The 13,429-nt window shown below is 70.4% G+C and carries 16 protein-coding genes; 2 read left to right on the top strand and 14 right to left on the bottom strand.

The features are described 5' to 3' along the window. Positions 1-436: 436 nt before the first annotated feature. Both MPE_RS21810 and MPE_RS23625 read left to right on the top strand, forming a co-directional pair. Entirely contained in the window at positions 437-943 is a 507-nt protein-coding gene (locus tag MPE_RS21810) for a hypothetical protein (RefSeq protein WP_011831798.1), read from the top strand. Between the two features lie 13 nt (positions 944-956). Beyond that, complete coding sequence (locus MPE_RS23625) at positions 957-1,121, top strand: AraC family transcriptional regulator (protein WP_011831797.1); 165 nt, start codon at positions 957-959, stop codon at positions 1,119-1,121. 39 nt (positions 1,122-1,160) lie between these two features. Here MPE_RS23625 and MPE_RS21805 read toward each other — a convergent pair whose 3' ends face one another. The 14 genes from MPE_RS21805 to phnF form a co-directional block, all read right to left on the bottom strand. Continuing rightward, the gene (locus MPE_RS21805) at positions 1,161-2,027 is read right to left on the bottom strand and encodes an EamA family transporter (protein ID WP_011831796.1); all 867 of its coding nucleotides are present in this window, start codon (positions 2,025-2,027) and stop codon (positions 1,161-1,163) included. Next, positions 2,024-2,806, bottom strand: coding sequence for a phosphonate metabolism protein PhnP (gene phnP / locus MPE_RS21800; protein ID WP_011831795.1), 783 nt, complete (start codon positions 2,804-2,806; stop codon positions 2,024-2,026). The genes MPE_RS21805 and phnP overlap by 4 nt, the downstream gene beginning before the upstream one ends. Continuing rightward, the gene (gene phnN, locus MPE_RS21795) at positions 2,797-3,384 is read right to left on the bottom strand and encodes a phosphonate metabolism protein/1,5-bisphosphokinase (PRPP-forming) PhnN (RefSeq protein ID WP_011831794.1); all 588 of its coding nucleotides are present in this window, start codon (positions 3,382-3,384) and stop codon (positions 2,797-2,799) included. Before phnN ends, phnP begins: the two co-directional genes overlap by 10 nt. A 22-nt stretch (positions 3,385-3,406) precedes the next feature. Continuing rightward, complete coding sequence (locus tag MPE_RS21790) at positions 3,407-4,606, bottom strand: alpha-D-ribose 1-methylphosphonate 5-triphosphate diphosphatase (RefSeq protein ID WP_011831793.1); 1,200 nt, start codon at positions 4,604-4,606, stop codon at positions 3,407-3,409. Next, positions 4,603-5,346, bottom strand: a complete 744-nt coding sequence (phnL, locus tag MPE_RS21785) for a phosphonate C-P lyase system protein PhnL (protein ID WP_011831792.1) — start codon at positions 5,344-5,346, stop codon at positions 4,603-4,605. Before phnL ends, MPE_RS21790 begins: the two co-directional genes overlap by 4 nt. A gap of 11 nt (positions 5,347-5,357) precedes the next feature. Continuing rightward, positions 5,358-6,209: an ATP-binding cassette domain-containing protein gene (locus MPE_RS21780; protein WP_011831791.1), complete on the bottom strand. Its 852-nt coding sequence runs from the start codon at positions 6,207-6,209 to the stop codon at positions 5,358-5,360. Further along, positions 6,206-7,105, bottom strand: coding sequence for an alpha-D-ribose 1-methylphosphonate 5-phosphate C-P-lyase PhnJ (locus tag MPE_RS21775; RefSeq protein WP_011831790.1), 900 nt, complete (start codon positions 7,103-7,105; stop codon positions 6,206-6,208). Before MPE_RS21775 ends, MPE_RS21780 begins: the two co-directional genes overlap by 4 nt. Continuing rightward, positions 7,102-8,244 carry a carbon-phosphorus lyase complex subunit PhnI gene (locus tag MPE_RS24785; protein WP_011831789.1) on the bottom strand — a complete coding sequence of 381 codons (1,143 nt, stop codon included), beginning with the start codon at positions 8,242-8,244 and terminating at the stop codon, positions 7,102-7,104. The genes MPE_RS21775 and MPE_RS24785 overlap by 4 nt, the downstream gene beginning before the upstream one ends. A 2-nt stretch (positions 8,245-8,246) precedes the next feature. Further along, the gene (gene phnH / locus MPE_RS21765; RefSeq protein WP_011831788.1) at positions 8,247-8,834 is read right to left on the bottom strand and encodes a phosphonate C-P lyase system protein PhnH; all 588 of its coding nucleotides are present in this window, start codon (positions 8,832-8,834) and stop codon (positions 8,247-8,249) included. Continuing rightward, the gene (gene phnG, locus MPE_RS21760) at positions 8,831-9,331 is read right to left on the bottom strand and encodes a phosphonate C-P lyase system protein PhnG (RefSeq protein ID WP_011831787.1); all 501 of its coding nucleotides are present in this window, start codon (positions 9,329-9,331) and stop codon (positions 8,831-8,833) included. Before phnG ends, phnH begins: the two co-directional genes overlap by 4 nt. Positions 9,332-9,338: 7 nt before the next feature. Beyond that, entirely contained in the window at positions 9,339-10,364 is a 1,026-nt protein-coding gene (phnE, locus tag MPE_RS21755; protein WP_041930414.1) for a phosphonate ABC transporter, permease protein PhnE, read from the bottom strand. 35 nt (positions 10,365-10,399) lie between these two features. Further along, positions 10,400-11,218, bottom strand: a complete 819-nt coding sequence (phnC, locus tag MPE_RS21750; RefSeq protein ID WP_011831785.1) for a phosphonate ABC transporter ATP-binding protein — start codon at positions 11,216-11,218, stop codon at positions 10,400-10,402. Between the two features lie 95 nt (positions 11,219-11,313). Continuing rightward, the gene (locus tag MPE_RS21745) at positions 11,314-12,261 is read right to left on the bottom strand and encodes a phosphate/phosphite/phosphonate ABC transporter substrate-binding protein (protein ID WP_011831784.1); all 948 of its coding nucleotides are present in this window, start codon (positions 12,259-12,261) and stop codon (positions 11,314-11,316) included. 49 nt (positions 12,262-12,310) lie between these two features. After that, positions 12,311-13,027, bottom strand: a complete 717-nt coding sequence (gene phnF / locus MPE_RS21740) for a phosphonate metabolism transcriptional regulator PhnF (RefSeq protein WP_011831783.1) — start codon at positions 13,025-13,027, stop codon at positions 12,311-12,313. Positions 13,028-13,429 lie beyond the last annotated feature (402 nt).

Here is a 13,429-nt window from a genome sequence, read left to right as displayed (position 1 = left end):
GCAGTACCGCGCCCCGGAGCAGGCTTTGCGCGGCGCTACACGAGCGCCGACGTGGCCCTGCTGGCCGAGGTGGACCGCGCCATGGGCACGCGCTGTCGGGTCCGGCCACGGCGTGCGTGCTACGCCGGCTACCGCGCCCAACGCGTGGTGCTGACCAAGACACAGCCCACCAAGGCCGCCACCGATCGTCTTCACCAACGCTCCACAGTGCCCGGACAGGCGTCCGGCACGACGACTTGCCTGGCGAAGGGTCGAAGCGACCCTGTGCCAAGCCGTGTTCGGTCGATCAGGAGAGGAGCGGCGGCGCGCGAGGCAGCGCGCGCACCCATGCGAAGAGCGTGCGCAGCGCTGCCAGGAAAGCCTACGGGACTTCGTCGCGCAGGTCGTGACCGAGCGCTGCAGAGCCCGGCGCGGACGACAGGCCCAGGGTCGGTGCGTGACTCGAACTCTGGCGGGCCCGAGCGTACACGAGGGCGACAAGCTCTGGGAGTACGCGGTGCTGGTGACCGACGTGGCCTACCCGCTGGAGTCGATCGGGCAGATCTACCGCGATCGGGCAGACGCGGGGAACGCCTTCGACGAGCTGAAGAACCAGTGGGGGCTCGGGGGCTTCACCACGCAGGACATCAACCGCTGCCAGACCGTGGCTCGGGCCTGCGCGCTGGTCTACAAGTGGTGGAGTTGGTACTGCCGGGCGGCGCACCCGACGGGCCGGCTGGAAGCCATCACCAGCCGGCCGCTGCTGCTGGCGGCGGTGGGCAAAGCGGCCAGCCATGCCAACCAGACCACGCTGTACCTGACGCCGCTGCACGGCCGGTCCCAAGTGCTCAAGCGGCTGATCACCAACATCGGCATGGCGTTGCAGCACGTCAAGGCTGCTGCGGAGCAGCTCAAGAACCTGGCCCGCTGGGGCTGCCGGCGACAGGGTAACTGCCGGATTTAGGCTGACCCTGGCGATGTCCGAACTGCGCGCCGGAGGATTGCTGAAGGGCGTGGCCGACGCGGTGGGGTATGGCAGCGCGACGGCATTGTCCAAGGCCTTCAAGCAACGCTACGGCGTGGCGCCGCGGGACTGGCGCAGGGCCGACCAGGCGGCCGACGAACTGGCGCCGGAAGGCTGAAGTCTGCCCTGGGACGCGCAGTCACCAACGAGCCCCGCCCTACAGCGTCCGCCCCACCCCGATGAACGCCAGTCCGGCGCAGACCACGCCGGCAGCCACCGCCCGCTGCTGCCACTGGACCCGCTCCTGGAACACGACCATCGACATCACGGTCGCCAGCACGATGCCGGCATTCGTGTAGGCCACGACCTCGGCGGCCGGCAGCGTTCGCATGGCGTGGATCACCAGGGCATAGGCCGTGCCCACGCACACGCTGCCCACCAGCAGCACCGATGCGCGCGGTCGGGCCTTGGGTATCCAGCGCCCCGTGCTGCGCCGAAGCCGCCAGCTCATGGCCAGCCAGGCCGCGAGGTAGCCGACGCTGAGGTAGCCGAGGATGCCACCGAAGCCGGCGATGTGCGCGGTGGCGGCCTTGTCCGAGAGCGAATACACGCTGGTCGCCAGCATGGCCAGCAAGGTCCAGGGCAGCGCCCGCCCCTCGTCGCTGCCGCGCGCCGTGCGGGCCATCAGCACCAGGCCCACAACGCTGATGGCGATGCCGATCCACGCCAGCGCCCCCAGCGACTCGCCGAAGAAGAGCAGGCTCCAGGCGGCGATCAGCAGCGGCGAGCTGCGCACCAGCGGGTACACGTAGGCCACCGGCGCGTGCTGGTAGGCCCGGTGCAGCCCGTGGAAGTACAGCACGTTGGCCGCTGCCGAGGTCAGCAGAAGGGCCAGCAGGTGGACGCTCCACTGGGCATCGATGACGAACCGGACGACGCCCCACGGCGCGACCAGGACCAGATGGCCCAGCAGCACCCACCACAAGGGCTCGGCGTCACGCGGCTGGTGGCGGGCGATCAGGTTCCAGGTCACGTGCATCAGCACGGACAAGCCGATGGCAACGACCGCGAAGCCGTCGGTCATGGGTGGCCGAGCGGCTGCCCGCGGCCCAGCTCGATCTGTTCCCCATCCCGCGCCACCGACACATTCCCGGCCAGAGCCGGATTCGTCTGCATCATCCACGCATCGAGGGCATGGCCGATGTGCGTCAGCCACGCCCGGCGCGGGGCCACGCGCTCGATCGTGTCCAGCGCCATCGGCCAGTCGTTGTGGCCGCGCGGCGGCGCCTCCTGCGGCGGGAAACTGCAGTCGAGCGCCAGCCCGTCGGCCTGCCAGGCCTGCAGGAACGTCTCGGTCTGGGGCGGCAGGCCCAGCGTATCGGTCAGGTAGGCGAACCGGGCCCCGTCCTCGGCCTGCACGGCATAACCGAAGGTCGGCTTGGAGTGCACCAGGGGCAAGGGCGTGAAGCTCAGGGCCCCGATGCGTTGCGGCTCCAATTTGGCCAGGCGCTGGAAGTCCAGCAGGCCCGGATGTTTGTACAGGTCGGCGCAGCCCTCGGCGTCGGGCGGCGCGTGCACCGGGATCGGCGCACCGCGCCCCCACCGCAGATGAAACAGGCCCTGCACGTGGTCGGGGTGGAAGTGCGTCAGCACGATGGCGTCGAGCGCGCCCGGCACAAAGCGCTCGTGCAGGTCTGTCAGCCCGGCGTCGACCAGCACCCGGGTGCCCGCGTGCTCGATCAGGGCGCTGCACGGACGCCGCATCCGGCTCGGGTCGCGGGCCGCCCGTTCGCAGGCCACGCAAGTGCAGCCGTACAGCGGCACGCCGCCGGCCGCGCCGGTACCCAGGAAGGTCACGCGCACAGCGGCTGCCCGGCGTGCTGGCGCACCAGAGCCACCAGCAGGTCCCCGGCGCGTTCCAGTGGTCCGTCGTTGGTGATCACATGGCCCGCGCAGGCCGACTGTGTGGTCTGCTGAGGAACAGCCTGCATGCGGCGATGCCGTTCCAGCCGCTGCTCGACCGACGCTGCATCCTCGCGACCCCGCGCCAGCAGGCGCGACCGCAGCACCTCGGTGGGCACCTCGATGCGCACCGCCAGCAGTTCCGGGAAGCGCCGGCCGGCCTCGCCCAGGTACTCGCGCGAGCCGTTGACCACCACCGAGGCGCCCTTGGCCAGCCACTGGTTGATCTCGATGCCGATGCCGTAGGCGTGGCCGTGGCTCTCCCAGGCCAGCGCGAACAGCCGATTGCGCAGGCGACTGGCGAACTCGGCGGGGGTCAGCGCGACATGGTTCTCGCCACCGGCGTCGGCGGGCCGGGTGATGTAGCGGTGCGCGAACACCACGCCGGGGTCGTCGGCCAGCTTCTCGCGGGCATAGCGCAGCAGGCTGTCCTTGCCGCTGCCCGAAGGGCCGACCACATAGATCAATCGTGCGGACATGGCAGTCTCCAGGCAAGCCGCCTCAGGCGTGGTCGAAGTGCGCGCTCAGCGCCGGGGCACCGTGCACCCACACGTACTCGGCCTGCGGCAGGCCGCCCAGCGCCTTCACCGCGATGAGGTCGGCGCGCAGGCCACTGGCGATGCGACCGCGGTCGTGCAGCCCGGCCGCCCGTGCCGGGTTGGCGGTCACCAGCGCCACGGCCTCGTGCAGGCCGATGCCGGCCAGTTCGGGCAGGCGCAGCACCGAGGGCAGCAGCGCGGCGGGCGAGTAGTCGCCGCACAGGCAGTCGGCCACGCCTTCGAGCACCGCGTCGAGCGCGCGCATCGAACCGGACTGGGACTTTCCGCGCAGCACGTTGGGTGCGCCGAACAGCGTGGCCAGCCCCTGCGCCCGCGCGGCCCGCGCCGTCGCGAGGTTGACCGGGAATTCCGAGATCGCCGCACCGAAGGCAACGACGGCCTCGACCTTCTCCGGCGAATCGTCGTCGTGGCTGGCCACCGCCACGCCGCGCTCGCGTGCCACCTGGGCCACCTGCGCGATGCGCTCGGCCGCGCCCAGCGCCGCGGCCTGCTTGCGCGCCACGATGGCGTCGAGTTCCGCCTCGCTGGTCTTGTAGCTTCGGGCCAGGTAGCTGCGGAAGGCCGTCACGTCCTTGAACTGCCCCTGACCCGGCGTGTGGTCCATGAAGCTGACCAGGTGGGCCTGGCCCTGCTGCAGCAGGTCCACCAGGAAGGGCGGCGCCGACTCGTCGGTCACTTCATAGCGGGCGTGCACGCGGTTGTCCACCAGCGCATGCGGCTGCCACGCCGTCACGGCACGGGCGATGTCGGCGGCGAAGGCGTTGTTGCGCACGCCGAGTTCGTGGTTGGCGAAGGACAGCGCGTGGAACACCGTCGTGATGCCGGCCGCGGCATTGCGCTTGTCGGCCTGCGCACACGCGAAGTCGAGCGGGAAGTGCACGCCCGGCCGCGGCTCGACCTCCTTCTCCAGCGCATCGCAATGCAGGTCGATCATGCCTGGCATCAGGATGCGCCCCGTCAGGTCGATCTCGCGGGCGCCTGCGGGCGCCGCGCTCGGGCAGATGGCCTCGATGCGCCCGTCGGCCACCAGCACGGCGGCGTCGTCGAGGGTGGTGTCGGCCAGCACCACGCGCGCGTGGGTCAGGTACAGCATCGGGGCCGCGTGGTGGGCGATGGAAGAGGTGGTGGTGGATGTCGTCATGCCGCCTGCCTATGAGGTTGATCCGCACTGGCGCTGCCGCCCGGGAGCGACGGATGCGGCAACACCCGCACCTCGCCATCGGCCAGCGCGCTCACGAGCGCCGGGTCGTGGAAGATCGCCAGCATCGCGGTGCCGGCGGCCTTGAGTTCGCGCAGCAACGCGATCGCGCAGTCGCGGGAGACCTGGTCCAGGCTGGCCGTGGGCTCGTCCAGCAGCAGCAGGCGCACCGGGCGGATCAGCCCGCGCGCCAGGTTGATGCGCTGCTGCTCGCCGCCGGAGAACGTGGCCGGCGCAACCGCCCACAGGTGCGAAGGCACGTTCAGCCGCCGCAGCAGCTCGGCCGCACGCTCGCGCGCCTGCGCCAGCGGCACGCCGGCATCGACCAGCGGCTGCGCCACCACGTCCAGCGCGCTCTTGCGCGGCAGGCAGTGCAGGAACTGCGTGACGCTGCCCAGCTCGGTGCGCCGCAGGGCCAGCATGTGCTGCTCGCTGGCCGTGGCCAGGTCGGTGAGCGCGCCATCGGCCTCGCGCAGCCACAGGTGGCCGCCGGTGGGCAGGTAGGTGCGCCAGACGCACTTCAGCAGCGAGGACTTGCCGGCGCCCGACGGCCCGGTGATGGCCAGCAGCTGCCCGGGATGCAGCTCGAGGTCGACCTGGAAGGTCGAAGGAATCCGGCGCGCCTGCTCGTGCAGGAAGAAGTGCTTGTCGAGCTTGTCGGCCTTGAGGATCCAGGGGGTCATGGCGCGGTCCCTCACAGTGCCGAGGCCACCAGCTGCTGCGTGTACGCATGCTGGGGGTCTTCGAGGATCTGGTCGGTCAGGCCGGACTCGACGACACGGCCCATCTTCATCACCAGCGTGCGCGAGGCCAGCATGCGGATCACGCCCAGGTCGTGGGTGACGGCGATCATCGACACGCCCAGTTGGTGCTGCAGCTCCAGGATCAGGTCGAGGATGCGCGCCTGCACCGACACATCCAGGCCCGTCGTCACCTCGTCGAGGAACAGCAGCGGCGGGTCGGTGGCCAGCGCGCGGGCGATCTGCACCCGCTGCTGCATGCCGCCCGAGAAGCGCCCGGGCAGCTCGTCCATGCGCGTGGCCGGCACCTCGCAGCGCGACAGCAGCTGCATGGCGCGTTCACGGATGTGCGCGTAGCGCATCTCGCCGCTCATCAGCAGCCGCTCGGCGATGTTGCCGCCGGCGCTGACCTGGAAGTTCAGGCCCAGGTGCGGGTTCTGGTAGACGATGCCGAAGCGCCGGTTGCGCAGGCGGCGGGCCTGCTGCGCGTTGAGCGCCAGCAGGTCGATGGCCTCCGCGGGCGCGTCGGGGTCGCGAAACCGCACGCTGCCGCGCGTCGGCGCATCGTCGCCGTACAGCAGCCGCACCAACGAGGACTTGCCGCTGCCCGACTCGCCCATCACCCCCAGCACCTCGCCGCGCATCAGGCTGAAGCTCACGTCCGCGCAGGCCACCACGCTGCCGCAGTGCGGGCAGACGTTGGTGCCGGCCTCGGGGCCGGTGGATTCGATGCAGCGTGTGCAGCCGCTGCCGTGAAGCCGGGTCAGGCCGCTCACGTCCAGGATGGCATCGGGCTTCGTGTTCATGCCGCCTCCCGCGTGTCTTGGGCCGCCGACTGCGCGTTCAGGCGCTCCAGACAGTGGCCAGCGTCCGAGCACTGGTGCGTCCTGCGCCCGTCCTCGCCGATCAGCTCGTCCAGGAAGCTGTCGGTGGCGCCGCAGCGCGCACACGCGAAGCGCCGGCCGGTGGCCGGGTCGGTGAAGTCCTCGACGCGAAAGGCCACGTCGTCGAAGGTCAGCGGCACCGCGTCGGTGTGCGGCGGCACGGCATAGATCTTCTTCTCGCGCCCGGCCCCGAACAGGTACAGGCACTCGGCCTGGTGCAGCTTGGGCACGTCCCAGCGCGGGATCGGGCTGGGGTCGATGACGTAGTGGCCGGCGATGCGCGTCGGGTAGCGGTGCGAGATCGTGATCTCGTCGAAGTGCACCATGTCCTCGTACAGCTTGACCCACAGCCGGGCGTAGTCGCCCTCGCCGTGCATGGTCTTGCGCCGCTCCTCCGACGGCTCGACCACCACCAGCGGGTCGGGGTACGGCACCTGCAGCACGAGGATCTGGTCGGCCCTCAGCGGCCGTTCGGGGATGCGGTGCCGCGTCTGGATCAGCGTGGCTTCGCCCGCGTGCGGGGTGGTGCGTGTGCCGGGACAGGTCAGCTCGACGAACTGGCGCAGGTTGACCGCGTTGACCGACTCGTCGGCCCCCTGGTCGATCACCTTGACGGTGTCGGTAGGGCCGATCAGGGCCAGTGTCAGCTGCAGCCCGCCGGTGCCGAAGCCGCGTGCGATCGGCATCTCGCGCGAGGCGTACGGCACCTGGTAGCCGGGCAGGCACACCGCCTTGAGCATCGACCGGCGCAGTTCCTTCTTGGCGCGGTCGTCCAGGAAGCCGAAGGCATAGCCGGCGCTGCGGTGGGTGGTGCTCATGCCTGGCCTCCAGAGATCGGCTGCTCGGCGGGCACGGCCTGATGGGGCTGCCCTGTCTGCCTGGCCCGCGTCGCGCGCAGGCGGTCCATGTCGGACTGGAAGGTCACGTAGTGCGGCATCTTGTAGTGAGTGCAGAAGCCCATCGAGTCGACTCCGTCGATGTGCAGCAGCACGAACTCGGGGTCTTCGCTGGGGTTGTCGGGGGTGCCCGCCATGCCCTTCTGCAGCGAGCGGTCGAGGATGGCCATCGAGATCGCCTTGACCTCGTTGTGGCCAAAGCAGGCGCCGTAGCCGAGCGAGAACACCGGCTTCGCCCCGGGCTCCTCGGTCGGTGTGTACATGGCCACCACCTCGCATTCGGTGACCAGCACCTCGCCGGCCTCGACCGGCTCGCCGGTCAGCGGGTGCGGCAGCATCAGCGGCACGTAGCCCACGCGCAGCTCGGCCACCGTCGGGTGCACGTCGCCGTAGCCGCGCATGTTGGAGTAGGCGATGGCCAGCATCGAGCCCGTCTCGGCGCGGCTCATGGTGGCCAGGGCCGCACTGCGCGACACCGGGAACACCAGCGGGTCGCGGGTGATGTCGAAGGCCGGTGCCGCCGCGTCGGGCGGCGCCGGGAGCAGGCCCTCCGCGCGCAGGGCGTCCACCACCTTCGGGAAGCTGTCGGGCAGGTCCGGGCTCGGCAAGTCGTGCAGCCACTCGCGCGCCAGGGCCTGGAAGGCCTCGCGGCCTTCGGCCAACTGCTCGAAGCGGAACAGGCGCTGCAGGTAGTCCGGCGTCGGGCCCAGCATCTGGCCGCCCGGGATCTCCTTGAAGGCCGAGGAGATGCGGCGCACCAGGCGCATGCCGCCACCGTCGTGGGCGTCGGTCACCGCCAGGCGCGCCCGCGTCGAGCGGAACGCCCGCAGGAAGAACGCCGCCTCCAGCGTGTCGCCCGCGGCCTGCTTGAGCGCCAGCGCCGCCAGGTCGGGGTCGTACAGGCCTCCTTCACCGATGACGCGCCCGGTCAGGAAGTGAAGCTGATCCCGCACGGCATCCACCGCCAGCGGCGCGCCGCCTCCTTGTGCGCGCAGGAACTCCAGCACGCGGGCGGCTTCGCGGATGGCTGTCTCTCCGCCCTTGATGGCCACATAGCCCATGCTCAGTGCTCCCCGGCCACGGCCGTGATCTCGATGCGCGTGGTGCGCGGCAGCGCCACCAGCGCATCGGGCGCCGCCAGCACGATGTCCACGCCCAGCGGGTAGGCCGCGACCCAGGCCGCGCGCCGCGCCAGCCAGTCGGGATGCAGCCCGCTCACGGCCAGGGTGCGCGTGCCCGCCACGCCCGGGCCCTGCAGGTGCAGCACCACGTCCTCTTCCTGAGTCGCCTCCGATCGGCTGCTGCCCACGGCGTCCACGGTCAGCAGCAGCGTGGCGCCGCCTTCGGGCGACTCCAGCGTGCCCAGCGCCGGCTCGAAGCCAGCCTCGGGTGGCCTGCGGCCATCGAGCAGGACGAAGCGTGCCAGCGCCGCAGGCGCCGTCGGTGCGAGCAGCAGACGCCGCAGGTCCGCACCCAGCACGCCCCCCGGATCGGCCAGGCTCACCGACTCGTCGAGCACCGCCGACAGGAACATCAGCACCGCACCTGGTGGCGTGGCCGGCACGCGGGTGCCAGGCCGGGCGAAGCCGTCGAGCACGGCACGAAAGGCCTGCTGCTGCGCCTGCGGCGTCCACCAATCGGCGGGCTTCATGCGGCGCCCTCCTCGTCCTCATCGGCCTCGGCCAGCAGCGCAAAGTCCACGCGCGTGCGCTGCAGCCCTGCCTGCCGGACGGTGCGGAGAGCCTCGCGGGCCTGCGCGCCGCGCGCCGCGAGGGCGTCCACCGCGTCGGCGCCGGGCCAGCGGTGGGCGAAGACGGCGTCCAGCAACGCCAGCGCCTGGGCCAGCTCGGCGTCGTCGGCCATCACCACGGCGCCGCCCTCGGCGCGTTCGCCCCGGTGGTCGACCAGCGCGACTGCCGCGCGCGCCATCGGCACCTCGCCCAGGAAGAAGGGCTGGTGCTGCACGGCGTCGCGCCACTGCATCAGCGCCAGGCCGGCCTCGGCCGGCTGCAGCGGCGTCACTGTCAGGCCTTCGCTGAGCTGGGCGGCCGTGCTCAGCACGGCCTCGCGGCCGGCCGCCGACAGGCAGGCGACCAGGTGGCGCCGTTCGATCACGGGTGCGGGACCGATCAATGAGTGGTGGGTCATGGCGTCCTCACATCAGCCGCGCGCGCAGGCGGGCCGAGAACTGGTCGAGCAGGAAGACCACGACGAAGATCGCGATCAGAATGGTGGCCACGTGGTCGTACTGGAACATGTCGAAGCGGCCCTTGAGCTCCTGGCCGATGCCGCCGGCGCCCACCAGGCCGATGACGGTGGCCATGCGCACGTTGCGGTCCAGGATGTACAGCGTGTAGGCGATGTACTGCGGCAGCACCTGCGGCAGCACGCCGTACCACAACGTCTTGAGCTTGCCGGCGCCGATGGCCTCCAGCGCCTCCTGCGGCTTCTTGTCGGCGTTCTCGATGTCTTCGGCGTAGAACTTGCCCAGGAAGCCGGCCGCGTGCAGCCCGAGTGCCAGCACACCGGCGATCGGCCCGAAGCCATAGGCCAGCACCAGGAACAGCGCCACGATCAGCTCGGGCGCCGAGCGCAGCAGGCTGATCGTGCCGCGGGCCAGCGTGTAGGTGGCCCGGTACGGCGTGTAGTTGCGCGCCGCAAAGTACGCCAGCGGCACCGACAGCAGCACCGACAGGATCGTGCCCCAGAGCGCAATCTCCAAGGTCTCCAGCATCTTCACCGTGACCGTCCAGAGATAGCCCACGGGTTTGACCAGCGTCTCGGTGCGCTCGACGGAGGCTTCCATCTTCAGCGTCTGCGGGTTCAGCCGCTGCTCGGTGCGCTCCTGCACCTCGATATAGGCCAAGGGCGGCAAGCGGTCACGGTCCAGACCGGGCAGGCGGGCCACGTCTTCCTGCTCGCTGATCGCCGGCGGCCACATCGCCGTGCCGACCCGCGACAGGCCTCGCACGACCTGCGAGTCGTCGGCCAGGCCGACGAGCTTGCCGACGGCCTGGACACTCATGGCCACCATGCGGTCCATCTCGGTGCGATGCCCAGTCCACAGCAGCAGGGCCAGCAGGCCGATCACGACCAGCAGGTGCTTGGCGCTGTACGGCGGGTCGAGGCGCCATTCGAGCTGGGTGCCTTGCGGCGGCACGGGGATGGGCTTGGCAAGCATGGCGTTCACTCCGCGGGGTGCTGCATCACGTCCACTCATGCCGCCAGCGGCTGGCGGCCCTGGGCATCGAGCGGCGCCGCGACCGTCGAACTGCCGTGCTCATCGGCCGGCTGGTCATCCCAATGGGCGCCGGCGTAGAGCTGCTGCACCCGCTCGTCACTGAACTCGGCCGGCGTGCCGTCGAAGACGACGCGGCCGTCGCGCATGCCGACGATGCGGTCGCCGAACTCGCGCGCCAGGTCCACCTGGTGCAGGCTGCACAGCACGGTGGTGTTGCGCTCGCGGGCCGCTTCGCGCACCAGCGCGAGGATGTCGCGCGAGATCTTGGGGTCGAGGCTGGCCACAGGTTCGTCGGCGAGCACGACCTCGGGGTCGAGCATGAAGGCGCGCGCGATGCCCACGCGCTGCTGCTGGCCGCCGGAGAGTTCACCGGCACGGCGGCGCAGGTGCCGGGGATCGAGACCCACGCGCTCCAGCAGCGCGCAGGCCTTGCGCCGGTGTTCGGGCGTGAACCAGCCCAGCAGCGCGCGACCCGTGGACACCACCGGCAGCAGGCCCGACAGCACGTTGCCGGCCACGCTCATGCGCAGCGTCAGGTTGAAATGCTGGTGGATCATCGCCACGCGCTGGCGCAGGGCGCGTTCGGTGTCGGCATTGAACTCAATGCCGTCGATCGTCAGCCGGCCCTCGGTCGGCCGCATCAGTCCGTTGACCGCGCGCAGCAGCGTCGACTTGCCGGCGCCCGAGGGGCCCAGCACGACGCAGAACTGGCCGCGCGGGACCTGCAGGCTGACATCGGACAGAGCCCGCGTGCCGTCGGGCCAGGTCTTGCCGAGATGCTGGAATTCGATCATGGGTTGCTCCGCGTGGCGGGAGCACCCGGCGGGCGAAGCCGCGCGGGTGACTCTTGGGTTGAAGGCTGCCGACGCGGCAGCCGCACAAGGGGCGATCAGCGCGCGCTGGCCTTCTTCATGATGTCGGTCTTGACCGTGTCGGTGACCAGCTCGAACATCTTCCCGGCGGCTGCCATGTCGGCTTCACTGACCTTGGCGGTGTAGCCGTCGACCTTCCCGCCGCCGTAGCCGCGGATCTGGTCCTTGCTGATGCCGGGCAGCTTGTCGACGTTGTTGAAGGCGTCGCGCAGCTTGGCCTTGACGCCGTCGCTCACCTTCGGGTGAATGGCCAGCGGCGGATAGGGGATCGGCGTGCTCTTGGCGATGACCTTGACCTTGCTCGGGTCCAGGGCCTTGGCGTTCACGGCCTTCTCGAACGAGTCGAAGGACGCGCCACCGGCATCGACCAGGCCCTCGGCCAGCGCCTTGAGCACATTGGCGTGGCTGCCGGCCATGTTGATGGAGCCGGCCTGGCGGGCCGGGTCCACGCCGCCGGCGATCATCATCGCCACCGGCACGTTGAAGCTCGAGGTCGAGTTCACGTCGCCCAGCGCGATGCGCTTGCCCTTGAGGTCGGCCACGCCGTTGATGCCGGCATCGGTGCGCGCGAAGATGCCCGAGTAGTAGACCGACTCACCGTGGCGTACGGCCAGCGCCAGCAGCTCGGAGCAGCCCCGGGCCTTGGCCTGCAGGTAGGTGGCGGGGCCGTACCAGGCGATGTCGGCGGCGCCGTTGCACATGGCCTCGACCACGGCCGAGTAGCTTTGGCCGACCTTGATGTCGAAGCGCAGGCCGGTGGCCTGGCCGATGGCGCCGAAGATGGGCTGGAAGTCCTTCTTCGTGCCGTCTTCGGTGCCCCCGTCGGCGGGCACGAGGATCACGCGCAGCGGCTTGGCAGCACTGCCGTCATGCTGCGCCTGGGCGAGCGCGCTGGTGGTGGCGGCGACGCCGGCCAGGCCAATGGCCAGGCCGATCGCTGTGCGGAGGAAAGCTTTGCGATACATTGATGACGCTCCTGTAAGGTCGATGGAATCAGTCGGGAACTGGCAAGGTTCAAGGGGTGATGCGCAGTTGCATGCGGTCTGCGCGGAACCGAGTCAGGGCGTACTCGACCGGGGCTCCATCCCGGTCGCGCACGTTGACGCTCTTGACGCGAAGTACAGGCACATGGGCCGGCATCGCCAACAGGCTGGCGTCATCGCCTTGCGGGAGCGCCCCCGAGACCAGGCTCTCGGTGCGCTTCAGGCGCCAGCCGTGCTGTGCTTCGATGAATTCGTGCAGTGACCCGCCGCTGTAGTCGTCGAGCACGCCCGGCAGCAGGGTCAGCGGCAGGTAGTGCGAGATGACGCAGAACGGCGCCGCGTCCACGCTGCGCAGCGTCTCGATCCAGGCCACCGGCTCGCCCTCGTCGAGTTGCAGGCGCTGGGCCACGCCGCCCTGGGCCGGGATGCGCAGCTTGCGCAGCACCGTGCTCTCGGTGACACGACCCTGGGCCTCGAGCGTCTCCGTGAAGCGGGTACGCTGGCCGATGTCGTAGTCCAGCGGCTTGTGCAGCACGAAGCTGCCCAACCCGTGGCGACGCTCGACCCAGCCTTCGGCGATCAGCCCTTCAAGGGCGCGGCGCAGCGTGTGCCGGTTGACGCCAAAACGCTCGGCCAGGGCGGCCTCCGGCGGCAGGGCGTCGCCCGGGCGATGCAGCGAGCGGATCTCGGCTTCCAGCTGCCGCTGGACTTGTCGATAGACGGTCTCGCCGATGCCACGTTGGATCACGCTTCCTCCAGATGTCTAGATATCTGGGAGCGAAGTCTCGGCAGGCTTCGTGACAGCGATGTGTCGGCGAAATGAAACTTGCAGCCCGTCGCACTCCTCGCTCGCCATGCGAGCTACCGGCGACGACACCAGGAGACGGCGTTCACCCTGCGCTGTGGGACTGGCGTCCGAAGGATTCAGAGTAGAGGCGCAAAGGCACGGGGCGCGAGCGGTAAGGCCAGCATTGCGTCGATCGCGTGGAGGCGCTCCCCACACAAGTACTGCGCGCCATCGGAACCGATGAACGGCGCCGCTCACACAAGAGAAGTCGTAACCGGGGTCCCCTTGTTTTCGGTGCCAAAAGTGACGGTACGCTCCTGCCCGTAGAGCCAGCATTGGCGCGGGTCCGTTCGAGCGCTGTTC

It is taken from the genome of Methylibium petroleiphilum PM1, assembly GCF_000015725.1.
GTDB lineage: Bacteria > Pseudomonadota > Gammaproteobacteria > Burkholderiales > Burkholderiaceae_C > Methylibium > Methylibium petroleiphilum.
Note: the sequence above shows the minus strand (reverse complement) of the source record. Positions and strands in the feature narration are given on the sequence as shown.

Excerpts from the sequence above, each read along its gene's own strand:
- MPE_RS23625 (WP_011831797.1), top strand. The coding sequence starts at position 957 with ATGTCCGAACTGCGCGCCGGAGGATTGCTGAAGGGCGTGGCCGACGCG.
- MPE_RS21805 (WP_011831796.1), bottom strand. The coding sequence starts at position 2,027 with ATGACCGACGGCTTCGCGGTCGTTGCCATCGGCTTGTCCGTGCTGATG.
- phnN (WP_011831794.1), bottom strand. The coding sequence starts at position 3,384 with ATGTCCGCACGATTGATCTATGTGGTCGGCCCTTCGGGCAGCGGCAAG.
- MPE_RS21790 (WP_011831793.1), bottom strand. The coding sequence starts at position 4,606 with ATGACGACATCCACCACCACCTCTTCCATCGCCCACCACGCGGCCCCG.
- phnL (WP_011831792.1), bottom strand. The coding sequence starts at position 5,346 with ATGACCCCCTGGATCCTCAAGGCCGACAAGCTCGACAAGCACTTCTTC.
- MPE_RS21780 (WP_011831791.1), bottom strand. The coding sequence starts at position 6,209 with ATGAACACGAAGCCCGATGCCATCCTGGACGTGAGCGGCCTGACCCGG.
- MPE_RS21775 (WP_011831790.1), bottom strand. The coding sequence starts at position 7,105 with ATGAGCACCACCCACCGCAGCGCCGGCTATGCCTTCGGCTTCCTGGAC.
- MPE_RS24785 (WP_011831789.1), bottom strand. The coding sequence starts at position 8,244 with ATGGGCTATGTGGCCATCAAGGGCGGAGAGACAGCCATCCGCGAAGCC.
- phnH (WP_011831788.1), bottom strand. The coding sequence starts at position 8,834 with ATGAAGCCCGCCGATTGGTGGACGCCGCAGGCGCAGCAGCAGGCCTTT.
- phnG (WP_011831787.1), bottom strand. The coding sequence starts at position 9,331 with ATGACCCACCACTCATTGATCGGTCCCGCACCCGTGATCGAACGGCGC.
- phnE (WP_041930414.1), bottom strand. The coding sequence starts at position 10,364 with ATGCTTGCCAAGCCCATCCCCGTGCCGCCGCAAGGCACCCAGCTCGAA.
- phnC (WP_011831785.1), bottom strand. The coding sequence starts at position 11,218 with ATGATCGAATTCCAGCATCTCGGCAAGACCTGGCCCGACGGCACGCGG.
- MPE_RS21745 (WP_011831784.1), bottom strand. The coding sequence starts at position 12,261 with ATGTATCGCAAAGCTTTCCTCCGCACAGCGATCGGCCTGGCCATTGGC.